The sequence below is a fragment of the Rufibacter psychrotolerans genome, assembly GCF_016924645.1.
Taxonomy (GTDB): Bacteria; Bacteroidota; Bacteroidia; order Cytophagales; family Hymenobacteraceae; genus Nibribacter; species Nibribacter psychrotolerans.
On the sequence record NZ_JAFFJV010000016.1, the window covers coordinates 105,502 to 130,676 of the forward strand.

A 25,175-nucleotide genomic window follows, 5' to 3' on the forward strand; every position below is an offset into this window, starting at 1 on the left:
CCCCAAGAAAGGGGCTGAGGCTTCTAACGGAACAGAGGTGATATCCGTTGTATAGGGCAGTTACTATATTCCAGAACCTAATCATTCTTGAGGTTCTTTTATTATGCCTTCGTACAAAAGGTAAATTTCCAATGGTCATAGAAGGCTAGCGGCGCAGGAAAAGAGTAAATCAATTTAGTATATAACCTAAACCGTATGTATCCCGTTGGCATGATACAGCAGTAAGCACGTTACTGGCATATCCCATGTTCTGGCTGTTTTCCTAGCTACTTCGCAGACAGAAGATCAACATAATTCAGAAAAGCCTTGGAGAAGATTACCCACAAACCTGTATTGAAAATTGGTGTTCTGACCTTTCACCGCTGTATAAATTTCGGGAGTTATTGGCAGGCCCGTTGCCTGGCCGAAGGACTTCAGGCCCGCGGCCATGAGGCCGAAATCCTGGACCATGAATCCAGACGCGTGAACTTGGCCGAGTGGCGCTGTGCGTTTCAGCCGGTGCTGCCCACCCACGTGCCCGAAAGTGACCGCCCCCTGTACCGCGCCAAGATACGGAAGTTCTTCCCCGTGTTTGACACCTTGCCGCTGTCGCCTAAGTTTGAGTTAGACACCCCCGCCGGGATGGAAGACTACGACGTAGTGGTGGTAGGCAGCGACGAAGTCTGGAACCTCACCCACCCGTGGTACGGCCGCTGCCCGCTGTTCTACGGCGATGGCGTGAAAGCCGAGCGCTTGATTTCCTACGCCGCCAGCTTCGGGAACTACGATGCTTCCTGGGGCCTGGAACCGTACTGGGCCGATAAACTCAGAAACTTTGACGCCATTTCCGTGCGCGACGAGAACTCCCAGACCATCATCCAGAACGCGTTGGGTTTCACGCCCGAGATGGTGCTGGACCCCTGCCTGCAGTTCCCCATCACCCCGGAAGCGCGGGACTTAGACATTCTGAAAGAACCTTATGTAGCCGTGTACGGCCACAACTTCACCGAGTCGTTTGCCCGTGAAATCAAGAAATGGGCCCAGAAACAGAACCTACGCCTGCTGAGCATCGGGTACCGCAACGACTGGGCCGATGAGCAGTGGATCACCGCTGATCCGCATGATTTTGCGCACTACATGGCCAACGCCCAGGCCGTAGCCACCAACTTCTTCCACGGCTGCGTGTTTGCCTTGCGCAACGCCAAACCGTTTGTGTGCGAGTCATCGCCCTACCGCCGGCATAAGTTGCAGGGTCTCATGTCCAAAATTGGCGGCGAGAAACACCTGCTGCCCGAGGGCACGCCTACCGAGGTGTACCAGACCTTGCTGAGCACCCCGCTGGACGCTGAGATTCTGCAGAAGATTGAGCGCCTGCGCCAAACCTCCCACAAATACCTGGACCGCGCCTTGAGACATAAACAACTGGAACTGGCATGAAGGAAGTATTGAGCCCCAAAGACATCGTACAATCGGGTTTGTGCATTGGCTGCGGCAGCTGCGTGGCCCAGGCGCACGCCCCCCAGGTACAGATGGACTTTGATGAATACGGCCAGTTGAAACCCCAGGGCCCCAGCAGTTGGTACCAGCGCGGATCGGAGCGGTTTACTCAAACCTGCCCCTTCTCGCCGGCTGCCAAGAACGAAGACTACTTGGCTAACCTGTTGTACCCCACCGCCCCGCACCAGGATGCCGCGTTGGGCCGCTTCCAGAGCAACTACGTAGGCCACGTGGCCGAAGAAGATTTTAGGATGCAGGGCAGCTCCGGTGGCATGGTGACCTGGGTAGCCACTGAACTCATGCGCAAAGGCCTCATTGACGGCGTGGCGCACGTGATTGCCACCAAAGACCCACAGGCAGATGGCCGCTATTTCCGGTACCGCATTGCCCGTACCGAGGCCGAGGTGCGGGAAGGCGCCAAGTCGCGCTACTACCCTATTGAGTTGTCTGAGGTGCTGAGTCTGATCCGGGAAACGCCCGGCCGCTACGCGGTGGTGGGCATTCCGTGCTTTATCAAGGCCATTCAGTTGCTGCGCCACCAAGACCCATTGTACCGCGAGCGCATTCAGTTCACCTTGGGGCTGTTCTGCGGCCATATGAAGAGCGCCCGCTTTGTGGAGAGTTTTGCCTGGCAGATGAACGTGCCCGCGGAGCAGATCCAGCAGGTGGAATACCGCCAGAAAGACCCTACCCGACCCGCCAACTGGTACACCGCCAAACTCACCATGAAGGACGGCCAAACCGTGAACCGCGACTGGTGGCACCTGGCAGATGGCGACTGGGGCGCGGGTTACTACATGAACTCGGCCTGCAACTATTGTGATGACGTGGTTTCCGAGACCGCAGACGTAGCCTTCGGCGATGCCTGGGTAGAACCGTATTCGTCTGATGGGCGGGGCACTAACGTGGTTATCGCCCGGTCTCCTCTTATTGAGAGTTTGATTCAAAACGCCATGCAGGAAGGCCGTCTGCAACTGCAGGAAGTAGACGCCAAATTTGTGGAGCAGACCCAGGCCGCCGGTTTCCGGCAACGCCGCGAAGGGCTGGCTTACCGGCTCACGTGGTCAAAGGATGGTGTAAAGCCCTGCAAACGCGTAGCGCCAGATGCTACCTCGCAATCCCGCGAACGCAAAATCATTTACCGGCTGCGCTACTACATTTCCAAAGGCAGCCATCAGATGTTTAAGTTGGCCCGCAAGTGGCAGAAACCTACCCTGTACATCAACTGGGCTAGAGTCACCTTATCGGCTTACCACGGCTTCGCCTATCACCAGGGCAAGTTCGGGGAGATGATGACCAGGTTTAAGCAACTGAGAGGGCACTAAAAAAGCGGAGGGGCAACTCTCCGCTTTTTATTTGTGAATTGATCAACACTGCCGAACCCACCCCTTGCCCCTCCCAGGAGGGGAGTTTGTACAAATTCCCTCGCTCGCCTCTGGCGAGTGTGCGTTATTTTGCGGCGTCCCGCCGCTGGGTACATCTTTTGGAACATCTCGCACAAATGGGCATTCTGCACGGCGGCCAGAGGCCACCCGATTACTCACACTCGCCAGAGGCGAGCGAGGGGCATCTACAAAGAAGCCGCAATACTGATTTGAGTGAGGGTCACTCACACAGAAGCAGCCACACTGTTTTGGGCCTATTTTCACAAAAACAGGCTTAAAATCAGATACTGTCTACTTGTACTTCTTTCTTGAGCTTCTCCAATTCAACTTTTACCCGCTGGATCACCCCCCCCCAGTCGTCTTCCTGTTCTTGCCGGAAGAGACGCATGGTGGGGTACCAGGGGCTGTCTTCGCGGTGGTCCATCCAGCGCCAGTCGGCTTGGTGGTGCAGCAGGGTCCAGACGGGTACGTTGAGGGCCCCGGCCAGGTGGGCAGGCATGGAATCAACGGTGATCACCAGGTCCAGGCTGCGGATTACGCGGGCGTAGTCATACAAACTGAACTCGCCTGGGTTGATCCCGAAGCCTTCCTGCCAGCCGTTCTCCGCGGCATTGGCCTGCAAGATGTAGAACTGAATATCCTTCAATTCGGCCAACGGCGCGAAAAAGTGAAACGGGATAGACCGGCGGGGTTCCCAATCGCCGGGTTTCCAGACCAGGCCTACGGAGAGCCGCCTCTTGTCCATGGCAAGCGGCATGGGCTCTACTTCCAGGTAAGGGATCCTGGACGGGATGGTTTCCAGCGTAGTCCGGAAGATGTGCGTGAGTTCCATGATTTCCACGTCTACATCGTACTCCACCTCGGGGGTGCCGTCGTGCAGGGGCAGAAGCTGGTCTATGCCTTCCACCGTTTCCAGCAGCGGGATTAACGGTGCCTGCGCCCAGACAATGACTTCTTTGGCGATGGCTTTAAGCATGGGCGCGAACCGGATAAACTGGATGGTATCGCCCAGGCCGTGGTAGCAGCGCACCAGCACGCGTTTGCCTTCCAAAGAACTTCCGTCCCAGATGTACTGGAAGTGGCGGGGCCAGTGCCAGCAGGGTTTTCCGGCCCGTTCCTTTAAAACGGCATCGCTGTGTTTCCAGGCTTCTTCAAACGTGCCTCGGCGCATGTTCAGCATCCACACATTCGGTGCCTCTTCCTGGGTTTCTTGGCTCATATCGCGTGTGTCAGGGATTATCAATTGCAGATTACTTCAGTTTTGGGGCTGTTTTAAGGAAATGAAGCCCAAAACAGGGCGGTGCTGAAGGAGTAGGTTAGACGCACCACAGACGTACTTCTGCCATACGCACGGTAGTAAATCTGTGTGGCAGCACACCCCATCCTTAAGAACCATCTATGCCCAGCGTTTCAGGCCTGGTTTACGCAAAACAGGCCTGAAACGCTGGGGCATGATGCATGGGAAAAGCTTGCCTGAGGTTAGGCGTAGCGGCGCATCATTTCTGCGCAGAAATCTGCGAACTCTTCAATGTTCTGCGGAGGACTGGTGTGGTGGGGCTGCACGCCTTTGTGCTCGGGCGTGAAGCAGAAGGTGGCGGTTACGTCAAAACCTTCCAGCTTTTTCATGACGTGGTCAAACCATTTCTCGGCATCAGGGCGCAGCCAGTCGGCCCAGCTCAGGCCGGTGCGCAGCTTGGTCACGCCCAGGTCCTGCAGGTGCTTCACGGCGGCATCCAGGCGATGGTCTTCAAAGTGGAACCACTGGCAGATGCCGAACTCGGGGGTGAACTCGGCGAAGTGCTTGTGCGCTAGTTTAGGCGTGCCGTCTTCGCGCAGCAGGCCCATGTGGAAGTGGCGGTAGTACGAGGAACCTTCGGCTTCGCGGTGGCGCGTGGTGGCCTCCCAGGCCTGCGGCAAATCATAGAGGCTGTACCAGAAAATGCGGTCAACCCGACCCATGAGCAGCTCGGCGGTGCGGCGCAGGCCAAACTCCTGCACCTCCTCAGCCCCGAAGGACGAAATGCCCACCTCGGTGACCCACACGGGCAGGTTGGTGACGGCCTCAATCTCGGCGATCTTGTCGGGCCATTCGTCCAGCTTCCAGAGGTTCCAGTCCAGCGGGAACCCGTGCACGGCCACGGCATCCAGGTCCTGCAGGGTGCCGTGGCGCTCCAGGGTCTTGATGAAGTGCGGGTCAATGGGCGAAATGCCGCCCAGCACGCGGGTAATCTCGGGCTTTTCGGCTTTCACGGCCTGGGCGGCCAGTTTCACCATCTCGGCGAAGGTTTTCCATTCGGGGTCAATCTCGTAGGCCCAGTGCGACTTGTTGTTGGGTTCGTTCCAGAATTTAACGGCTTCTATCATAGTTTCAGACTTCGCCCGGGGCAGGACCGGATTACCGGTGCACCCGCGGGCAGTAGTGGTTTGGGTGGCTTGGTTGGGGCTGGGGCGAGCCTGGTGGTTTGGGTGTAACGGCCTGCCCGGCAGCCGACAAAATCTATCTGTTTAGGTGTACCAAATATCGTAGATTCTAAATTATTGCCTAGTACGAGCTACAAAGCTGCCCGTTGCCTCTTCTTGGAAAAATACGATTCTGCCCAATGCCCGGCAAGCGACGTACTTGCCCGTTTTTACCGGGCAAGGATCTGCTGCAAGGCTGCCAGATACTGCGGATGGGTGCTCATGCCGTTATGGCTCTGCCCCCGGAGCGTGATAAACCTATCAGTCGCTTTCAGCAGGCCTTTTAACCGCACGGAAGAGCGGTAATCAATGATTTCGTCCTGGTCTCCGTGGAAAATGGCCACGGGCATGCTGCATTGGGGCAGGTAGGCGTGGGTCTCAAACCGGTATTTGAGGAGAAAAGCCGGCACCCAGGGGAAGTAGCGTTTCATGAGGTCTGGCAGGCTGTAGTAGGGCGCCTGCAGCAGGAGCAGCCGGGGCTGGTTCTGGGAAGCCAGCCAGGCGGCAGGCCCGGTTCCTATGGAATATCCTAAAACCACGATCTGATTTTCTGGGTAACGGGTTTTGAGGTGGTCGTAGGCCGTCTGTACATCCTGGAAAAACTGTTTCTGGCTCTTTATCTGCCCTTCGCTTTTGCCGTAGCCGCGGTAATCCAGCATGAAAACGTCATAGCTCAGGTGGGTATAAATGGAGGCAACGTCGCCCCAGGAGGCCAGGGAACCGGCGTTGCCGTGCAGGTAGAAGATGACGCCTTTGGGCTGCGCTGCTTTGAACAGCACCGCATGCAACAAGACGTTGTCTGCCGTTTTTACGCCGATTTCCTCAAAAGCCTGGCGAAACCCGAACCGGTAGTCTTGGGGCAGCTTCTCTGGGTAGAAAATGAGTTTTTCCTGAAGAAAGTACAGGAGCACACAGATGCCCGCATACAACAAAAGCCCTACTTTTAAGACGGTGAACACCATTGCTTTCATGGGTGGGTGGCGTGCCAATTGGGTTGGGCGTGGGGCTGGATTTGCTGCTGTTGCCTGAGTTTCTCCTGCAGCAGCGCCTCCAGCGTTTCAAAATTGCAGGCCAGGGTGTTAGAGGTGATGACCAGCGGGGTGCCGTACATGTTCAGGTTGCCTTGCAGGAGTTTCCGTTTCAGGCCAGTGGCCCTGTTCAGGTATTTGTCTGGCTGATGGGTGTAAAGGAGCAGGAATTTGGTGGACATGACTTGCTCTAGCTCCATGTGGGTGATGTCTGCCCACTCAATGCGCCCTGCGCTTGCCGCGTTGGTGTTGTCTGTAATGCCGGCCTGGTCAATGACCAGCCCCACGGCCTTGTCAAAGAACTTTCTGACGCCATACACCGCCACTCCCCCAAAGAACAAGATGGCCGCCCTCCCACCAGCCGTAACACAAAAGCACTTCTGAAAAGGGGCGAAACAAAGGCTTGGGGCGTGATGCAGAAAAGTACCCCTAGCAGCACAAACCCTACGGCCCCGGTAATGACCAGCGCTACTTTTGTCTTGCACAGCGGAATCTCAATTCTGTCCATGGTTGCTGTTGCCTAAGGTGTGCGTTTATGGATGGCCTTTGTTTCAGGTACTACTGGTCTTCTTCTTTTCGGCATAGCACCCGCCAGAAGCACTGGCTGGGTCTGTTCGCGGTGGGCGTTGCTGATTCTTGTATCTGGGTAGCCTCCACCAACCCGTATGCCCCAAACTCTTTCTCTACTGAAGCTGCATCATAGAAAAAAAGGGTAACGCCGTGCCTGGTCAGAAACCGGTCTTTGCTTACCTTTTCTCCTTGCCCATAAGCGGCATCCTCTTTGGAGATGGCCACAAACACCATGTACCCGCCGGGTTTCAGTTGATGGTAACAATCCCGGACCAGCTTTGCGCGGTCTTTGGAATTCAGCAAGTGAATCAACGCGTAGCAAAAGATTCCATCGTATAGCTCCTGGTCAAAGGGCATTGCGCTCACAGCACCATGGTACACGTTCACCGTATCACCGAAGCGCTTTTTTGCCAAGGCAATGGCCGTTTCTGATATTTCAATTCCGGTTACCTTGAACCCATGTTCCGTGAAAGGGCTGGCATTTCTGCCGTAGCCAAACCCGGGTATCAGGACATGCTTGCCCCCACTGCGTTGGAATAAGTGTAGGGCTTCAAGGGCAGAAGCAGCCGGTCTAAATCCCCACATGGTCTGCTTTTCCTGAAAGCTAGATTCCCAGAATTCTGCCATCCTGTTTTCTGTTTAATGCGTGCATGACGTTCTTTAACGAGTTGTAGCTGCCTTAAGGTAGCCGTTTTGAAACACTTGCCCCGGCTGCCAGCAAAAATTTATAGAGCAAGAAGCTACATCACACCTATTGACCGCCACTTTTGAGTAACTGTTTTGTGCACCGGGTTTCTGTCTTCGCCAGAGTCACTCCTGGCTGGTTTTGCTCATGATAACGGTGTCGTGGTAATCAGGAATAAAGCTATACGGGAGATGATCGGTTTCTTTGAAGCCTGCTTTTGCATAGGCTTTGATTGCATGTACATTTCGCCTGGAGGGCGCCATGTAAAAGAGCTTGCAGTTATAGGTTTTATCCAGAAAGGCGCACAGCATTTTTACTGCCTCTGTTCCTAAACCTTGGCCTGCGAACTTTCTGGCAGCTAGCCAAATATCAAGTTCGGTGGAATGCGAGGAAATAGCAATTTGGTTATGGTTTATCTGCCCTATCTCCTGCCCATGATGGATGATGATAAAGCATTGCCCCTTGTGTGGTTGGGAGCCATCAAAGTAATGGTCTACATAATCTTCGTTGAACTCCTCCCAGGTTGGAATGGGTGCGTCGGGGTAATTTGGCGGGCCAAGCATTTCGCTTGTCAAGTCAGAATGGGCCAGCCAGTCATAGACCACTCGCTTGTCGTGCACAGTTGCTGGTCTAAGCGTCACTGCTTTGGTTGCCAAACTTTCCATTTTTACACCCCTCTAGAGGGATCTGTTGTTCACACACTTGTAATTACTGAATCATGTAAACGGCGGGCGTTTAGGTGTGGTTACGGCCAGTTTTTCTTTATAATATCATGTAGTGCTTTAAGCTTTTCTGGTTCGTTTAAAGTCCACTTCCTCATTGTGCTCAAATTGACCATTCTTCCGAAATCGTTACTACTCTCAATTATATAGTTGTACTTATTCCCTTTAAACCAAACCACGGCGTAGCATATTTCCCCTCCATGCTTTTGCTGAAAGAAGCGCTTTGCCTTGGTTTCTTTAAAAAGTGCGTTCAAATGGGCTATCTCGGCTCCGCCCAATTTTACTATTGCAGCTTGCCTGGAAGAGAGGTCTCGATGGTAATGTTGTAGACCTGCCGTTGTCCCTGCGCGTTTGAAATCACTATAAATAAAGATTGAATCTGCTTCAATTTGACAAAGTGCAGGAATTGAAGAAAGTAGCAGAGATGTCAGGATTAATACATTTTTCATATGTATAAATTGGCCATCACCATCATATAAACCTATATCATATAACCCTAACCCAATTCCGTTTAGCTGCATCATACCTGCCCATTGGTGATGGAATTGAAAAGCAGGAACCCGAAGCTTTTGGAAGGCCTTAAACTCCTACTTATCCTCATCCTGAAACCAGCTGGCATACAGCACATAGTTGTCGGCGGTGCGGGCCATGTGGGCGATCTGTTCGGGGCTAAGGGCTTTTACTTTTTTGGCGGGCACGCCGGCGTAGATGTGGCCGCGCTCACAGAGGGTATTCTCCAGCACTACGGCCCCGGCGGCAATGATGCAATGTTCCTGCACCACGGCGTTGTCCATGACAATGGCGCCCATGCCAATGAGCACGTTGTCTTCCACGGTGCAGCCGTGTACCAAGGCGTTGTGCCCAATGCTCACGTTGTTGCCAATATGGGTGGCGGTTTTCTGGTAGGTGCAGTGGATCACGGCCCCGTCCTGAATATTGGTTTTGTTCCCGATGCGGATCTGGTTCACATCGCCGCGCACCACGGCGTTGAACCACACGGTGCATTGGTCGCCCAGCACTACATCGCCCACAATAGTGGCATTGGGGGCAATAAAACAGTCTTGGCCAAGGACAGGATAGACACCTTTCACGGGAAGTAGCAGCGGCATAGCTTATCTCATTAGGAATTGTAAATGAAGAATCAGGAATAGATCAAAGATAGGAAGTGTGTCGGAAAAGCTGCTCGGGCATGGCTTCCGTTTTGGAGCTGATTTTCTGAAAACAGGCTTCAAATAGAAATGCAGCCACCATTCTGTAAAAGAGAATTTTCCGAAGTCTGGCGTATGAAAATCTGACGATGCGTTTTGGGTCGGTTTTCCTGAAAACTGCCCCAAAGCGCTATTCTTTCCCGTGCGCCGCTCCCAATACCTGATACGTATTTCCTGCTACTTGCTACAGACTAACCCAGCATCTTCTTCCAGGTGCCTTTCCGGAGGTTGTATTTGAGGGTGCTGGGCAGGGCTTTCCACCAGTAACGGCTCAGTTCCACGGCGAAGCTGGGTTGCATGTAGCAGTTAATGGTACAGCCTTCGCAGGCGGGCAGGCGGCCTTCCAGCGCCACCAGTTTCTTCACCTCCTCAGATTTATAGAGGTCGTACAGGTTGCCGGCAATGGGGAACTTCTGCGCGCCCAAATGGTAACAGGGCAACACCAATTCGTTCTCCGGTGAGATCACCAGCGTGGTGCTGGCCGCTTTACAGACCGGTTGGTTTATGTGGTTGCCGCCGTCTTTCCGCAGTTGCACGAACGCCTCGTTCAAATACACCCATTTCTGCTTACTGAACTTCACCAGATAGTCCAGTTCGGCTTCAGAAAGTTGCGCTCCGGTTTCTACCTGGTTGTACTCAAAGGCCGGGTTCAGGAGCAGCATGAGTTTATTGGGCAGGCAGATCTCCTGGTACACCCGCTCTATCTGGTGCAGGTTGTGCTTGAAGACAGTGAAGAGAATATCGGGCCGCTCGCCCAGGTTTTTGGCCACTTTGATAGATTCCAGCACGAAATCAAAGCACGCCACGCCCCGGCCGGTATCATGCTCGGTTTTGTCAGCGGAGTCCAGGGAGAAATGCAGCATATCCACTTTCCCTTTCAGCCGCTCGGCCCACTTGGGGTACAGCAGCCCGTTGGTGGTAAGCGTGGTGATGAAGCCCAGCTCCTGCGCCACCTCCAGAAACTGATCAATCTGGCGGTGCAGCAGCGGTTCGCCGCCTGTAAAATCCACCACGTTCACGCCCAGCCGGCGCAGGTCGCGCAGGTTCTGCTTCACGTCCTCCAGCTGGATGTACGGCGAAGGCTTCTCCCAAATGTCGCAGAACGAACACTTGGCGTTGCAGCGGTACGTCACGTAATAATTAGCCAGTACAGGATGATGGATTAAGCGCATGCAGATTCATTAACGAAGGCCTTGGCCGATGCAAGGTACGCATTGCTTACGGAATTAAAGCGGTAGCGGTGGCAAGGTCAACGTACGCCATGACTGTTTCTGAGCCATTTTTCAGAAAACAAGCGAAAAGCGCTATACACATTCCATCCCACTTTGAAGGGAGGGCCGTTACGTTCTAAAAATATGACTGGTTCAAGTTTTCTACTTGGATCTAAAATGAACTGAAGTTACAAACTTCAGTGAGGCTATTGCCTCAAATTACGTCAGACCGGCAATGGATTTCTCCGCCGTTTAAGGCTTTTATGTAGAACGTAACGGCCCTACCTCCCGGGAGGGGAGTTACTTTGAGGTACGCTTATGGTGGCGGAGGTTCTGTGGGGGAACTCTAGCTCTATCCATGCCCCATGATTGAATCCTAATAAGTTACAAATCCACCGCAACGTAGCAGATGCATTTCATAACTAAAGGTGGAGAATACGTACACCCACCCCTGCCCCTCCCAGGAGGGGAGTTATCTGCATGAGTATTGTCCTTATCAATCTATCATTATTGTCCCTATCATTCTATCATTCTTAAAACGCATTTCCTGATACTCCCCTCCCGGGAGGGGCAGGAGTGGGTTTGCACGCCTAAAGAAGCACCACACCAGCAACCAAAAGCAACTCCTGTTTCCGGTCTGTTTTGCAAAAAACAGTCCCTAAACACAACTCACTGGTCAATGCCTTTGCTGCGCACCTCGGCGTAGTAGTTGCAGAGGTCCTGCAAGACGCAGACCTCGCATTTGGGGGCGCGCCAGGTGCAGATTTTCTGGCCGTGTTTGAGTAGGTGGCGGTGCAGGTTGTAGAGCACCAAGGGGTCTTTGGGCAGCATGTCCAGCAGAAGCTGGTGGGCTTTGTCGTGGCTGACTTTGGCGCCGATGAGCCCCACGCGCTGGCTGATACGGTGCACGTGGGTGTCTACCGGAAACACGGGTTTGTGGAAGTTGAAGAGCAGCACCAGCGTGGCGGTTTTCAAACCCACACCGGGCAACGCCATGAGCCAGGCCATGGCCTGGGGCACGTCCAGCTCCTGCAGGAAAGCCAGGTTGAAATCGGGGTGCTCCTGCTGGATGATCCGCAGGGCCTTCTGGATGTTCACGGCCTTGGCCCCGGGGAACTCGGCCGGCGCCAGGCACTCGGTGAGTTCCTCCACGGGAGCCGCCATCACGGCCTCCCAGGTGGGGAACTTCTCTAGCATCTGGAAGTAGGCTTTCTCCTCATTGGCGTGGGTGGTGCGGTGCGAGAGCATGGTGGAAATTAGCTCCCGCATGGGATCACGCCGGGGGTGGCCAGAAAGTAGACCAAAAACTTCTTTTAGCCGTATATGAACTTGCCATATTTTTTCAGGGGGAGAAAGCTGCTGATTTGCTTCAGCCATAGTCTTTTATTTCTTCCTCTAAACGAGCCCTCAATGGTAAAGTTTACGTAAGGATTTCTTTCATCAACGCGCGTCAGGAATGATAACAAGTTTGCTTCATGGCTATGAAATTTAAGTTCTTGGGTACGGGCGGCGCCTTTGACACCGCTTATGGCAACTCCGCCGCCCTGGTGGAATACAAGGGCAACACCCTGCTGCTGGACTGCGGTTTTACGGTGTACCCGGTGCTGCGGCAGCACCAGCTGACCCGCGACCTGCAGTACGTGCTGCTCACGCACCTGCACAACGATCACACCGGCAGCCTGGCCAACGTGTTGCTGCACTGCCACTATTTCAACCCCGACTGCCGCCCCACCATCCTCTACCCCGACGATGATTTCCGCGATGAACTGTACGAGTTCCTGCGACTGCAACTGCAGAAGCCCGAGAAGTACGCCGACTTTATGCCCCTCTCAGAGTTGCCGGGCATTACGGCTATTGACACCTTTGGCCTGCACGCCGAGCGCCTGCAAACGTACGCCTACATCTTTGAGGAGAACGGCGAGCGCCTGGTCTACTCCGGTGACATTGGCCAGCCCGAGGCCCTGTTCGCCAACCTGCGGGGCCTGCCGCCCAAGGCCACCACGGTTTTCCATGACATCACGTTCTCTGAGCAGAACACGGCGCATACCTACTATAAGAAACTGATTCCGCTGGCCCAGGACTACCACATCTACGGCTACCACTGTGACCCCACCGCTAACCCCGTAGACAACCCGTTCCCCCTGGTGTACCACCACCCAGAACTACTGCTGACCCCCGTGTACCAGGATGCCGTGCATTAGTTCTTCCCCAACTACCCCATAATCCCTCAAAAGCAAGTACCCCAGGAGTGGCCGGCGCTCTCCCCCAGGCGCGCAATCCTGCACGTGCTATCTTGTATAGCTTTTAGCCCAGACCTGCATGACCTTCACTTACGCCACAGACCAGGAATTCTCAAGTTTTCGTAAAAATCCGCTTTTGATTGCCTATGTGCTCCTGTTCGCGGTATTCTGGACGTACGCCGGTTTCCACACGTCTGACCTCAAGAACTGGTGGATGGAGAACTCGCTCACCTTTACGGCCATCATCTTTCTGGTAAGCTTCTACAAGTACTTCCGGTTTTCAGACTTCAGCTATACCTGCATGTTCCTGTTCATGATGCTGCACGTGTACGGTAGCCAGTACACCTACGCAGAGAACCCCTTCGGTTTCTGGATGCAGGAAAAATTCAACCTGGAGCGCAACCACTATGACCGGCTGGTGCACTTCAACTTTGGCTTTCTGCTGGCCTACCCCATGCACGAGGTTTTCTGGCGCGCCACCCGCATGCGGGCTTTCTTCACCTATGTGTTGCCCATTGACCTGACCCTGAGCCTGAGCGCGGTGTACGAGTTGCTGGAGTGGGCCGTGGCCGATGTGTTTTTCCCCACCAAGGGCATGGCGTACCTGGGCACCCAGGGCGATGTGTGGGACGCCCAGAAAGACATTGCCCTGGCGCTGCTGGGGGCGCTCATCGCCATTCTTGCCGTGGTGGTCACCCGCAAGCGGCAACGGCGCTAGGCCGTTTTGAGGGCCATTTAGAGAAAACAGCCCTGAAACCATCTGGTGGCTATTGGTTTACCCGGGTGCAGGCGAGAATTAATCGTGCTTGATCTTCACGTCGTTGCCTTCAATTTTCACCTTGCCCAGGCGGGTTTCTATCTTGGTTTCCTCAGGGGAGATCTTGATTTTGGTGGGGCCAGACACGTACTTCACTTCTTTGGAGGCCCTGCGGTAATAGTGCTGCCGCTTCTGCCAGTAGTTCTTCAGCTGGGGCAAGCTCATTTGGTTAGAGCGCCGGGCATCTACGGCCAGGGCCTGCTGCAACTGCTTCTGAGTGGGCCTTACATATTTCTTCTTAGCGGCGGAGGTTTTACTAGTTGCCGACCTAGAAGTGGCAGTGGTGGCTTTTGAAGTTCCGCCGGAACCGCTTACCAGTTCTGATGGGGTACCCTCGGAGTTGGAGCGAGGTGCGGCCGGGCCACCGGTCTCTTCCGAACTTTCTTCTGAGGTTAGGTCTTCCTCAACGTCAATGGCGCCTTCCTCGGTCAGCGCGGTGTCTATTTCCAGGGTGTCTGGGGTGAGCACCAAGGTGTCTTCCACCGAGGTCTGGGGCAGGCTGGCCACCGCTTCTTTGTCCTTTACCTTTTCACAGCTTCCCAGGCCTAACACAAAGGGTAGGAAGAAGAGGGCTTTGCTAATTCTATCCATCGCTACAAACCGTTGGTACCTTCCCCTAAACGCGAACCAACCGCTTAGGTTAGCCCCGCCACCTGCCTCCCCGCGCCGCCAAAGCCTCTTGTTCCTGCCTTCCGGGGCCGGTTGGTTTTAGAACGTTTTCCCAGAAACGGCCCATTTTCAGCCTGGCCTTACCCTTCATACAACCCGCCCAAAAACAAAAAAGGCCAGCCCTGGGGCCAGCCTTTTGTAAGCGTTATTGTGGATCTTGCTTATTTGATCTCGCCGCGCTCCGCAGCTTTCTTCAGTTCTTCGCTGGCGAAGATGGCCACCTCTACCCGGCGGTTTTGCTGACGGCCGGCGGCAGTGGAGTTGTCGGCTACGGGCTGGGTTGAACCATAGCCACGGGTCTGGATGCGGCTTGGCTCCACGCCCAACGAAATGGCGTAGTTGGCCACCGATTGGGCCCTGCGCTCAGACAGGGGCTGGTTAATGGCGTCGTTACCGGTGTTGTCGGCGTGGCCTTCAATCAAGACGTTAGTGCCGGGGTACTTTTTCAGGGTCTCGGCCAGTTTCTGGATATCGGCACGGGAGTTACCTTGCAGTTCAGCGGAGTTGGTGGCAAACAAGAGGCCAGCGTCAAAGGTTACTTTGATGCCCTCGCCCACGCGCTCTACCTGGGCGTTCTGCATTTCACGCTCCAGCTCTTCGGCCTGCTTGTCCATGCGGCGACCAATGATGGCCCCGGTGGCGCCCCCAACGGCGGCCCCAATGATGGCCCCACGGGCGGTGTTACCAGTGGCTTTACCAATGATACCGCCCAGCACAGCCCCACCGCCGGCGCCCAGCAGGCCACCTTTAGTGGTTTTGTTCATGCCTTTTTTCTGGGTGGTGGAAGTATCTGTACCAGCCGTTTGAGTAGACTTGCAGGAAGAGAAGAATAAGCTTCCTACTAACAGGGCAGTGAATGTTCCTTTCAAAAATTTCATAGTTTTTGTTTTTTTGGGTGTTAACGTAGCTTAAAGTTGGTTAGTATCGGAAGTACATACTGAATTATCCACAAAATGTTCAGCAGGGCCTTCTTTCTGATTCTACTGCAATAATAATCGTGCCAGACTAGAAAAAGAAAAGACCGGGCGTTGGGGCCAGGTCTTTTATACGTTTTTATTCAACGCAGGGGCTTATTTCACCGGTACGGCTTTGCCGCTTACTGCCTCAGGAACCGGCACTTCTGCGGGCTGCAGCATGGTGATCAGGTCCGCAATTCTCTGTTTCAGGGCCTTGCGGTGCACAATAAAGTCCAAAAAGCCGTGCTCCAGCACAAACTCGGCGCTCTGGAAGCCTTTGGGCAGGTCCTTGCCAATGGTTTCCTTGATCACGCGCGGTCCGGCAAAGCCAATGAGGGCGCCCGGCTCAGAGATGTTGAAGTCTCCCAGCATGGCGAACGAGGCGGTCACGCCCCCGGTGGTGGGGTCAGTGAGCAGGGAAATGTACGGCACTTTCTCTTCACTCAGGAGCGCCAGCTTGGCCGAGGTCTTGGCCATCTGCATGAGGGAGTACCCGGCCTCCATCATGCGGGCTCCGCCCGATTTGGAGATCATCAGGAACGGGATTTTGTGGGCGCGGCTGTAGTCAATGGCGCGGGCAATCTTCTCGCCCACCACAGAGCCCATGGAGCCGCCAATGAAGTTGAAGTCCATACAGGCCACCACCAGGTCCAGGCCGTTGTTCTTGCCGTGCGCGGTGCGCACGGCGTCTTTCAGCTGGGTTTTGCGCTGGGTGGCCGCAATGCGGTCTGGGTACGGTTTGGTGTCCACGAAGTGGAGCGGGTCTGAGGAGCTCAGGTTCTCGTCCAGCTCCTGGAACTCATTGCCGTCAAACAAAATCTCAAAGTACTCATGAGAGTTGATGCGGTCATGGTGGTCACACTTGGGGCAGGTATAGAACTGTTGCCTATGCTCTGCCGTGCTGATGACGGTCTTACACTCGGGGCACTTGTGCCACAGACCATCGGGGGTTTCTTTTTTCTGCTCCGTTGGGGTGACGATCCCTTTTTCTACTCTTTTAAACCAAGCCATATGATGCTCTAAAGGTTTTTTTCAACAATGAAGCCTCCAGTGGGGAAACCGCAAGCAGTTACTGATAACCGTGCAAAGATAAAAAAGAAAAGGAAGCACCCTACTCTGCGGCACAAAACCCTGTTTGCTCCAGTCCCCCAGGGGTGTACTCGCGCGGCCAGGTTTTGTTGTGGCCCCTTAGGAACGGACTGCCCCAGCCAGGCCCAAGGCGCAAATAGGGCCGCAAAAGAAAGCCCTTTTTGGTACACGCGTTTCGGGCCCTTTTTCCTGAAAACTCCGCCAAAACAGGCTTTCGCCCAGGGGCAGTATCCAGTTCCGGCCGGTGCATTTTTGCGGCGTTGCCCAGGCGCGGCGCCTGGTTCAATGCTCCAGGGGGGTAGCACTTTGGCAACAGGCACTTGCACTCTCTTGCCATGTTATCACATAACCTAGGCTGCGTGTAAGAATTCTGCAAGAAAACCCTTATTTTTATACGGCTTTTAACGCACAGCAGGCCAGCCATTTGCACGCGGGCAAAAGTAAATTAGCTTTGCAAGGGCAATTATTCTTTATTTGTAGCCGTTTCCCTGGCAAGTTCTGCAAAGAACCGCCTTTGCTCCTGATGAGCCTTACCATTGTCACTAAAACCCTTTTATAACCGCTAATAACCAACCTATGAAGAAAACACGTTTCGCCTCTTCCGCCGCTGCCTTGATCCTGGGAGTAGCTGTCCTTGGTTCTTGTGTGTCGTCTAAGAAATACAAAGAGCTGGAAGCAAGCAAAAATGCGCTGGAACAAGAGAAAGCCGCGGCACAGCGCAGCCTGGAACAAGCTAACGCTGATCTGCGTGACCGTGATGCCAAACTGGCCCAGTACCAACAACAGATTGCCCAGAAAGAGAGAATTCTCAATGAGCTGAGAGCCTCTGTGAACGAAGCCCTGAAAGGGTTTGAGGAGCAGGGCCTCACCGTTTCTATCCGCGACGGAAAAGTGTACGTGACCATGCCAGAGAAACTCTTGTTTGCCACCGGCAGCACCAAGGTAAACCCCAACGGACAATCTGCCCTGGGCAAACTGGCCGCCGCCATTAAATCGCAGCGCGACACCGAGATCATGATTGAGGGCCACACCGATGACGTAGCCGTGGCCTCTGGCAACGTGACCTACAAAGACAACTGGGACCTGAGCGTGCTGCGCGCCACTGAGATCACCCGCCTGCTCATCAACAACGGGGTGCCGCCGCAGATGGTGGTTCCGGCCGGCCGTGGCCAGTACACGCCGGTAGCCATGACCCGCACGCCTGAGGCGCGCCAGAGCAACCGCCGCACGGAGATCATCCTGGCCCCTAACTTTGAGAAGATCCTGAAGCTGATCCAGACCAACGGGTAACGGCTTTCCTCAGGCCCTTCCGCGAGTGGGGTGCCTGTTCAAATAGCATAAATCAAAGAAGCCGGGCCCTCTGCCCGGCTTCTTTTGTTTTGGGGCTTTTTTGGGCCAGACGGCTCTAAAACACCGGGTTATATTTGGCCAGCAAGCGCTGCTGACTATCTTTGCAAGCCACCCCGCTCCAGAAAGCCGGGGTGCACCGGGCAGTTTTGTCCCACCCATAACCCTAAAACACCACCACCCTTTGAACCTGCTTATTTAACTTTATAAAGTTCTGCCATGTCAAAAAACTACTTTATCCGGTACGCCGGCGTAGCCCTGCTAGGCACCTGCCTACTGGGTTCCTGCACCACCACCAAGAAATACAATGCGCTCATGGCCCAGAAAGTACGGCTGGAACGGGAGAAAGCCGATGCCCAGAGCGCCCTCTCCAAATCAAAGAAAGAAGGCACCGACCTGGCCAGGCAAGTGGCCGACCTGACCGAGTACCGCGCCCAGTTGGCCGCCGACACGGCCTTGCTGGGCAGCACCCTGCGCAAGACCCAGGGCCTGTACGCCGACCTGAGCACCACCTATGACAAGCTCATCAAAAACCACGACCGGCTCATGGCCAACAGCGCCCTGGAGTCATCCAAGCTCTCCAAAGACCTGGCCCGCCGCGAAGATGAACTCAAAAAGCTGAACGACGCCCTCACCAAAAACCGCTCCCAGCTGGACCAGCTGAGCACCGACTTAAAAGCCCGCGAAGAGCGCCTCAATGAACTGGAGCGCATCCTGGCCGAGAAGGACAAAGCCGTGAACGCGCTGCGCACCAAGGTAAGCAACGCCCTGTTGGGCTTTAACAGCAAAGACCTCTCGGTGGATGTGCGCAACGGCAAGGTGTACGTGTCGCTCTCTGAGCAACTGCTGTTCAAGTCGGGCTCTACCAAGGTAGACGTGAAAGGCCAGGATGCCCTCCGTAAGCTCGCCACCGCCCTCAAAGACCAGCAAGACGTGAACGTGCTGGTGGAAGGCCACACCGATGACGTTCCGGTGGCCCGGGGCACTGCCGGCATGCAAGACAACTGGGACCTGAGCGTGCTACGCGCCACCGAGATCACCCGCATTCTTACCACCGCCGGGCTGGCCGGCACCAAAATCACGCCCTCCGGCCGCGCCGACAACGTTCCGCTGGATGCGGCCAAAACCGCCGATGCCCGCCAGAAAAACCGCCGCACCGAGATCATCCTCACGCCGAAGCTAGACGAGCTGTTCCAGATCTTGGAGGCCAACTAAGCCAACGTATTAGAAAACCGCTAAGGGGCCTTTGTCGTTTCCGGCCTGTTTTCTGAAGATACTCCCCAAAACGCCGGTTCCCAGAGCCGGCGTTTTGGGTTTTACCTTGTCTGGCATTTGCCCCATACAATAGCTACTGCTGCCCCGGTGCGGAGCCTGGTAACGGCGCCCCTCTGCTTCTCCTGCTGGCCTGCTTTTACAATCAAGGAAAAGAGGCTACCTTTAACCGCCCTCCCTTAGCTATGACCGAGGGCACGCTAACCCAATTATATTGTTTCCATGAGCAAGATCACCATCCGCAGCTTTGCCGACCTTCAGCACTATGAAGGCACCGAAATAGGCGTTTCAGACTACCATACCATCACCCAGGAGCAAATCAACCTTTTCGCCGATGCCACGCTGGACCACCAGTGGATTCACCTGGACGCGGAGCGGGCGGCCACTGAGTCGCCGTTCAAGAGCACCATTGCGCACGGCTACCTAACCGTATCGCTCCTACCTTACCTGTGGGGGCAGATTATCTCCATTGAGAACCTCAAAATGCAGGTGAACTATGAAATTGAGAGCCTCAGGTTTAACCAGGCCGTGGCGGTAAACAGCGCCTTGCGCCTGCGCGTGAAGCTTCTTTCGGCCAAAGACCTGCGGGGCGTGATCAAGGCGCGGCTAGAGGTAACCATGGAAATAGAAGGCAGCAAGAAACCCGCCTTCACGGGCATCATCACGTTCCTGTACCATTTCAACTAATATTTCCCCTTATTAACAGGCCCCGGCCTGGCATGAACCACCCGTTTTTGCATTGATTTTACCTAAACGCTGTAAAATCCATAGCAAAGGGTGGTTCATTTTTGTATATTAGTTTTTCAGATTGCTCAACCCCCAAACTCATTTCGCACCATGAACAAATTCTTAACCGTAGCGGCAGGTATAGCATGCTGCGTCTTTACCTGCACCTTAGAGGCAGTGGCCCAGGGAGTGGAGGTGTCTGCCAGCCCCCAGAACATAGGGTACGTGGGCAGAACCTACAACGGCATTGCGGGCAGTCCCTACCTGTTCCCCGACTGGGCGAACGGCCGGGTGAAAATGGCAAACGGAACCGTGTACGAGGGCCTCAAGCTACGGTATGACCAACTCAACGACGAGCTGATCTTTACCCTGGAAGACGGCCGCCCCAAAGCCTTCATGCACCCGGTGCAGGAATTCACCATCAAAAACGAGAGCACAGCCGGGGTAATTGATGAGCGCCTGTTCAGAAACGGCTTTGCCGCCATAGATGGGGCCACGGAGAAATCGTTCTACGAGGTGCTCCAGGAGGGAAAAACCTCACTGGTGAAAAGAACCACCAAGGCAATAGTGGAAGAACGGGCCGCAGGCAACCGGTACGCCACCAAGCAGATTAAACCCACCGAACGGTACTACCTGGCCATCGGCCCTACCCTTACCAAGATCAGGAAGGACAAAAAAGCCCTGCTGGGGGCCTTGCCAGACCAGGCCAAAGCCAAACAGGTAGAAAAATTCATCTCAGACAGAAAGCTCAACCTGAAGCATGATTCGGCACTGGCCCAGGCCGTTGCGCATTACAACTCCCTATAAGCCTGTAAGAGAACGCTACCCCGCCCACGCTTGGTAGCGTTTTTTGTTTCCTGGCCTTCAGGCGCCGGTAACGCCCCGCAGCGCAAGTCCCGGCACCCGCCGTTTGGGGGCCGTTTTCCCAAAAACAGGCGAAAACCCAGCACCTCGCCCCAACCCCGACTGGCTGGCCACCGGTAAACCCTTGGGGGCAGGAAGAAGTATGAAAAACCTGGCAAAAGACCCTATACCTATGAGCAAACTCTTCACTCCTCTTCAGATCAAAAGCATTCAGCTGAAAAACCGAATTGTGGTATCGCCCATGTGCCAGTACTCCAGCCAGGACGGCTTTGCCAACGACTGGCACCTGGTGCACCTGGGCAGCCGGGCAGTGGGCGGCGCCAGCCTGATCATCCTGGAGGCCACCGCCGTTTCGCCCGAGGGCAGGATCACGCCCGGCGACCTGGGCATCTGGAAAGACGAGCACCTGCCGGAGCTGAAACGGATTGTGCGCTTTCTGGAGTCGCAGGGGGCGGTGGCGGGCATCCAGTTGGCCCACGCCGGCCGCAAGGCCAGCCACCGCGCGCCCTGGGAGGGTGGCACCGCGCTTCACCCTGGTGAGGAAGGCGCCTGGACCACCGTAGCCCCCAGCGCTATCCCGTTTCAGGAAGGTGGCATCACGCCCCTGGAGTTAGACCAGGCGGGCATCCAGAAGGTAGTCTCAGATTTCAGGGCGGCCGCCGCGCGGGCCCTGGAGGCCGGGTTCAAGGTGGTGGAAATCCACGGGGCGCACGGCTACCTGCTGCACGAGTTCTACTCGCCGCTCAGCAACCACCGCACCGACCAATACGGCGGCAGCTTTGAGAACCGCGTGCGCCTGCTGCTGGAAGTGGTAGCTGGCGTGCAGGAAGTCTGGCCCAAAGAATATCCCTTGTTTGTGCGCATCTCGGCCACCGACTGGACCGACGACGGCTGGACCGAAGACGACTCCGTGGCCCTGGCCCGCCTCCTAAAGGAAAAAGGCATAGACGTGATAGACACCTCCACGGGCGGCAACGTGCCCAAAGTGCGCATTCCCATTGCCCCGGGGTATCAGGTTAGGTTTGCGGAGAAAATAAAAAGGGAAACCGGCATTATGACCGGCGCCGTAGGCTTGATCACCACGCCCAAGGAAGCCGAGATCATTGTTGCCTCGGGCCAGGCAGACCTGATCCTGCTGGCTCGCGAGTTCCTGCGCGACCCGTACTTCCCGCTGCGGGCCGCCAAGAGCCTGGGCGTAGAGGTAGAATGGCCGGTGCAATACCAACGGGCCAAGAACTAACCGCCTGGAACAGGATTGGGAAACCTCCCTGGCTGGGAAGCACCTTGGGAAAATAAGCGCTCTGCCCGTTTCGGGGCTGATTTTACGGAATCAGCCCCGAAACGGGCAGAGCGCTTTCAGAACTTCAGCATAAAGTCGGTGAGGTTGTCGCTGCGGTCCAGGTGGAGGCGTTTTCTGAGGCGGTACCGGCTTATTTCCACCCCGCGCACCGAGATGTTGAGCAGCTGGGCAATGTCTTTGGTGGTGAGGTTGAGGCGCAGGTAGGTGCTGAGCTTGATTTCCTGCGGCGTAAGGTCTGGGTAATGCTCCTGCAGGCGGTGAATAAAGTCGCCGTGCACGTGGTTGAAGTGCAGCTCAAACTGTTTCCAGTCTACCTCGCTGGTGATGTTCTGGTCAATGCTGCGGATGATCTTTTTGAGCTCTTCCTGCGGGGCGGTGCGGCCGCCGTTCTTCAGGATTTCCTGCAGCTCCAGCTTCACGCTGTTGAGCAGCTCGTTCTTGTTGATGAGGTGGATGGTGGAGTAGGTCAGTTCGCGGTTTTTGTGGTCCAACTCGGCCTGGAACTTCTCGTTGCGCAGCCGGTCAATCTCCTGCTCGCTCTGGTTGGTGATCTGCCTGATCTCAATTTCCTTCTGGCCCAGCTTGCGCTCTTTCTCCAGCAGGATTTTGCGTTTCTCGGTCTTAAACCGCTTGTCTACCTGGTAAAAGGCCGCCCCCAGCAGCAGGAGACCCAGCAGCGTGTACAGGGCATAGGCCCAGCTGCTGCGGTAAAATGGCGGCTCCACCACAAACGCAAAGGGTCTGGCCTCGCTCACCTGCCCGTAGATGTTGCGGGCCCGCACCTTGAACACATACTTGCCTTCGGGCAGGTTGGTGTACTCCTTCTCGGTTTTGGTGGTCCACTCAGACCAGCGGCTGTCAAAGTTCTCCAGAAAGTACTGGAACTGCGTTTTCTCGGGCTTTTCGTAAAAAGAGGCCGCATACACAAAGCGCAGCGAGTTGAACGCGTACGGCAGCTCCGTATGGGTGGCCTTGTCTAGCCGGCGGCCCGAGAGCAAGAGCGAATCTGCCTCCTGCGCGATGGAAAGCACCTGGGCCAGCCGCGTATGGAACGGCACCAGGCGCTTAGCCTTGCCGGCGTTGTAATGGATGAACCCTTCCTTGGCCCCGAAGAGCACATTGTTGAGGTCCAGCACCTGGATAAAGCTGAGGTCATCGTTCAGCTGCTCGCGCAGGTTCTGGAACAGCCGGTCTTCCAGCGTGGGTTTCCCGAACTGGTCGAACTGGATTTTGCCTACCCGCTGGTTGGAGATGAAATAGATGGTGCCCTGCACGTCTTCCTCCATCTCAATGATGTGCTCATCGGGGGCAAACAGGGCCGAGTACTGCGGGTCCAGCACAAACCGGTCTTTGCCCTGGTCAAAGCGGTACACGCCGTACAAGGCCGGGAAAATCAACTCGTTCCGGATCTTCTCCATGTTCACCAGTTGGTCTGAGGGCAGCCCGTGCCGGGAGTTGTAGAACTTCACCCCCACAATGTGCTCGTAGCTGGGGTCAAACTTGATCCTGAACAGGCCCTTGTAGCCGTGGGCCATCCAGAGCTCGCCGTTCTTGTCAAACTCCAGCACCCTGGACGACTCCTCCAGCCCTTTGTACTGCTTCCGGAAGGCAAGGCCGTCTGCCGTGACGTCAAACAGGCAAATGCCCTTGTAGGTGCCCACCATCACCTTGTCGGGGTGGTTGGGCACCGGCACAAACTCCCAGGCCCCGCTTTCAGGAATGACCAGACTGGCCTGCCCTTCCCTGAGCACGTACGGGCCGTTGTGGTGCCCCAGCAGAGTATGGCTTCCGATCTGGTTGAGGTGGTAAACCTGCCCGGTACTGTGGGGCACCGGCAGAAAGCTTTTCCTGGCCAGGGCTACGTCTGACCTGAACAGCCCGCTGTTGGTACCTAAATACAGCGCATTTCCCCGCTGCAGGGCGGCATACCCGGTGCCCGACAAGCCCATGGTTCCGTCTAGCCGACTGAAGGGCGAGCTTAGCTCTACCATGGAAATGCCGTTGTTCATGCCCAGCCAGAGGTTGTCCTGGGTGTCCTGGTAAATAGAATGGACGGTGTTGTCCAGCAGGCCCTCGCGCAGGGTAGTGTTCAGCAGGACCTTGCCCCTGGCATCCATCAGGACCAGGCCTTTGTTCTGCGTGGCCAGGGCAAAGGTACCGTCCCGGAGCAGGAGCGCCTGGTTAATGATCAGGCCGTCATACAAGGGGTCCTCGGCCAGCCTGAACGGGGTCACCGCGTGCTGGTCGTAGAGGTACACGCCATCTTTAATGGTAAAGATGATGAGCCGGGTTTTGTCATAGGGCAAGATGGAGGCAATCTGCCGGTGGGCGAAGAACTCCCCGCTGGGCAGCAGCCGCAGCCGGTGGTTCTCCAGCAAGGAAAGGCCTTTTCCCCACACCAGAGAATACAGCTCCTTGTTTACCTGAAACGAAAACTCCAGCGGGTGCGCGGGGGCAATTACCTGCACAGGCTTGCCGGGCCGGTAGGCGTAGATATTCTTGAAGGTGAAGAAGTAGGTGGTGCCACCCTGCTCATAGATGCGCCAGACCTCGTCAAAGTTGCGGTACTTCTGGGGCAGGCTGTCGGCCAGCGAGAAGTACTGCAGCAAGCCCCGTGGGTCGGGCTCAAAATACCCAAAATCGGCCTGGCAGCCTACGTAGATCCGGTCATTGGCCCCCACCAACACAGAGCGCACCTTGGTGCCCCGCTTGGGGCTGTGCAGGCTCCAGGTGGCCCCGTCAAACTCCAGCAGCCCGAAGTTATTGGCGATGTAAAGCAGCTCCCGGTCGTCTTGCACAATGCCCCAGCTCTGGATGCCTCCCTTGAACTCCTCGGGCTTGAAATTGCGGAGCATGGGGTTGCCAAAGAAGTAGTGCTGCGCCTGGCTTGTTGAGGTTAGTGCACCCAGCAGGCAAATCAGAAAAAGCCCCCAAAAAGCCCCTTGCTTTAGCATGACAAATACAAGTTTATCATATACAGGTTTAAATATAATGATGTAGTTGACAAATATTAATTGCTTACCGCATATTTTTAAAAAAACGGCATAAAAACGCTACACAAGGCATTTTACCGCCTTTGATGTAATCCTGATGTAGTGGTTTGCACCCATCTGATGTAGTATTGATGTATTCTAAGGTTAGGCAAGAAGC

General features: G+C 55.3%; 23 protein-coding genes. 9 read left to right on the plus strand and 14 right to left on the minus strand.

All coding sequences use genetic code 11. The features are described 5' to 3' along the window. Positions 1 to 333: 333 nt before the first annotated feature. Both JT718_RS15965 and JT718_RS15970 read left to right on the plus strand, forming a co-directional pair. Complete coding sequence (locus JT718_RS15965) at positions 334 to 1,416, plus strand: polysaccharide pyruvyl transferase family protein (protein WP_205503721.1); 1,083 nt, start codon at positions 334 to 336, stop codon at positions 1,414 to 1,416. Then, the gene (locus JT718_RS15970) at positions 1,413 to 2,801 is read left to right on the plus strand and encodes a Coenzyme F420 hydrogenase/dehydrogenase, beta subunit C-terminal domain (protein WP_205503722.1); all 1,389 of its coding nucleotides are present in this window, start codon (positions 1,413 to 1,415) and stop codon (positions 2,799 to 2,801) included. The genes JT718_RS15965 and JT718_RS15970 overlap by 4 nt, the downstream gene beginning before the upstream one ends. Before the next feature lie 340 nt (positions 2,802 to 3,141). Here the strand turns inward: JT718_RS15970 and JT718_RS15975 are convergent, their stop codons facing one another. The 10 genes from JT718_RS15975 to JT718_RS16020 form a co-directional block, all read right to left on the minus strand. Next, a complete protein-coding gene (locus tag JT718_RS15975; RefSeq protein WP_205503723.1) occupies positions 3,142 to 4,080 on the minus strand; it encodes a glycosyltransferase family 9 protein in 939 nt (312 codons plus the stop codon). Between the two features lie 260 nt (positions 4,081 to 4,340). Continuing rightward, positions 4,341 to 5,225, minus strand: coding sequence for a glycosyl hydrolase (locus JT718_RS15980; protein WP_205503724.1), 885 nt, complete (start codon positions 5,223 to 5,225; stop codon positions 4,341 to 4,343). A 266-nt stretch (positions 5,226 to 5,491) separates the two neighbouring features. Beyond that, entirely contained in the window at positions 5,492 to 6,292 is an 801-nt protein-coding gene (locus JT718_RS15985) for an alpha/beta hydrolase (protein ID WP_205503725.1), read from the minus strand. Then, positions 6,289 to 6,834 carry an STM3941 family protein gene (locus tag JT718_RS15990; protein WP_374729172.1) on the minus strand — a complete coding sequence of 182 codons (546 nt, stop codon included), beginning with the start codon at positions 6,832 to 6,834 and terminating at the stop codon, positions 6,289 to 6,291. The genes JT718_RS15985 and JT718_RS15990 overlap by 4 nt, the downstream gene beginning before the upstream one ends. A gap of 73 nt (positions 6,835 to 6,907) precedes the next feature. After that, complete coding sequence (locus tag JT718_RS15995; protein WP_205503727.1) at positions 6,908 to 7,546, minus strand: class I SAM-dependent methyltransferase; 639 nt, start codon at positions 7,544 to 7,546, stop codon at positions 6,908 to 6,910. A 183-nt stretch (positions 7,547 to 7,729) separates the two neighbouring features. After that, the gene (locus JT718_RS16000; protein ID WP_205503728.1) at positions 7,730 to 8,260 is read right to left on the minus strand and encodes a GNAT family N-acetyltransferase; all 531 of its coding nucleotides are present in this window, start codon (positions 8,258 to 8,260) and stop codon (positions 7,730 to 7,732) included. Between the two features lie 89 nt (positions 8,261 to 8,349). Continuing rightward, a complete protein-coding gene (locus JT718_RS16005) occupies positions 8,350 to 8,850 on the minus strand; it encodes a hypothetical protein (protein ID WP_205503729.1) in 501 nt (166 codons plus the stop codon). A 63-nt stretch (positions 8,851 to 8,913) separates the two neighbouring features. Beyond that, entirely contained in the window at positions 8,914 to 9,435 is a 522-nt protein-coding gene (locus tag JT718_RS16010; protein ID WP_205503730.1) for a gamma carbonic anhydrase family protein, read from the minus strand. Positions 9,436 to 9,725: 290 nt separating this feature from the next. Beyond that, a complete protein-coding gene (locus JT718_RS16015; protein ID WP_205503731.1) occupies positions 9,726 to 10,706 on the minus strand; it encodes a radical SAM protein in 981 nt (326 codons plus the stop codon). 708 nt (positions 10,707 to 11,414) lie between these two features. After that, positions 11,415 to 12,014: an endonuclease III domain-containing protein gene (locus JT718_RS16020; protein ID WP_240337132.1), complete on the minus strand. Its 600-nt coding sequence runs from the start codon at positions 12,012 to 12,014 to the stop codon at positions 11,415 to 11,417. 212 nt (positions 12,015 to 12,226) lie between these two features. Here JT718_RS16020 and JT718_RS16025 point away from each other — a divergent pair, with 212 nt between their 5' ends. Together JT718_RS16025 and JT718_RS16030 are read left to right on the plus strand one after the other, a co-directional pair. Then, positions 12,227 to 12,946, plus strand: coding sequence for an MBL fold metallo-hydrolase (locus JT718_RS16025; protein ID WP_205503733.1), 720 nt, complete (start codon positions 12,227 to 12,229; stop codon positions 12,944 to 12,946). A 118-nt stretch (positions 12,947 to 13,064) separates the two neighbouring features. Next, positions 13,065 to 13,703, plus strand: a complete 639-nt coding sequence (locus tag JT718_RS16030; RefSeq protein WP_205503734.1) for a DUF2238 domain-containing protein — start codon at positions 13,065 to 13,067, stop codon at positions 13,701 to 13,703. A gap of 78 nt (positions 13,704 to 13,781) precedes the next feature. On the opposite strand, the gene JT718_RS16035 is transcribed toward JT718_RS16030, so the two are convergent. The 3 genes from JT718_RS16035 to accD all read right to left on the minus strand — a co-directional run bounded on the left by JT718_RS16035 (position 13,782) and on the right by accD (position 16,438). Further along, entirely contained in the window at positions 13,782 to 14,393 is a 612-nt protein-coding gene (locus tag JT718_RS16035; RefSeq protein WP_205503735.1) for a hypothetical protein, read from the minus strand. Positions 14,394 to 14,632: 239 nt separating this feature from the next. Further along, positions 14,633 to 15,349, minus strand: a complete 717-nt coding sequence (locus tag JT718_RS16040; protein ID WP_205503736.1) for a YiaD family glycine zipper/OmpA-like lipoprotein — start codon at positions 15,347 to 15,349, stop codon at positions 14,633 to 14,635. A 192-nt stretch (positions 15,350 to 15,541) separates the two neighbouring features. After that, positions 15,542 to 16,438, minus strand: a complete 897-nt coding sequence (gene accD / locus JT718_RS16045) for an acetyl-CoA carboxylase, carboxyltransferase subunit beta (protein ID WP_205503737.1) — start codon at positions 16,436 to 16,438, stop codon at positions 15,542 to 15,544. Positions 16,439 to 17,092: 654 nt separating this feature from the next. Here accD and JT718_RS16050 point away from each other — a divergent pair. The 5 genes from JT718_RS16050 to namA all read left to right on the plus strand — a co-directional run bounded on the left by JT718_RS16050 (position 17,093) and on the right by namA (position 21,965). Then, on the plus strand, positions 17,093 to 17,806 hold the full coding sequence (locus tag JT718_RS16050) for an OmpA/MotB family protein (protein ID WP_205503738.1): 714 nt from the start codon (positions 17,093 to 17,095) through the stop codon (positions 17,804 to 17,806). Positions 17,807 to 18,082: 276 nt separating this feature from the next. After that, positions 18,083 to 19,078 carry an OmpA family protein gene (locus tag JT718_RS16055; protein ID WP_240337133.1) on the plus strand — a complete coding sequence of 332 codons (996 nt, stop codon included), beginning with the start codon at positions 18,083 to 18,085 and terminating at the stop codon, positions 19,076 to 19,078. Between the two features lie 279 nt (positions 19,079 to 19,357). Then, positions 19,358 to 19,822: a MaoC family dehydratase gene (locus tag JT718_RS16060; RefSeq protein WP_205503739.1), complete on the plus strand. Its 465-nt coding sequence runs from the start codon at positions 19,358 to 19,360 to the stop codon at positions 19,820 to 19,822. A 150-nt stretch (positions 19,823 to 19,972) separates the two neighbouring features. Then, a complete protein-coding gene (locus JT718_RS16065; protein ID WP_205503740.1) occupies positions 19,973 to 20,668 on the plus strand; it encodes a hypothetical protein in 696 nt (231 codons plus the stop codon). A 229-nt stretch (positions 20,669 to 20,897) separates the two neighbouring features. After that, a complete protein-coding gene (gene namA, locus JT718_RS16070; RefSeq protein ID WP_205503741.1) occupies positions 20,898 to 21,965 on the plus strand; it encodes an NADPH dehydrogenase NamA in 1,068 nt (355 codons plus the stop codon). A 116-nt stretch (positions 21,966 to 22,081) separates the two neighbouring features. Here the strand turns inward: namA and JT718_RS16075 are convergent, their stop codons facing one another. Then, positions 22,082 to 24,880 (minus strand): triple tyrosine motif-containing protein, encoded by a 2,799-nt coding sequence (locus tag JT718_RS16075; protein WP_205503742.1) that lies wholly within the window; start codon positions 24,878 to 24,880, stop codon positions 22,082 to 22,084. Positions 24,881 to 25,175 lie beyond the last annotated feature (295 nt).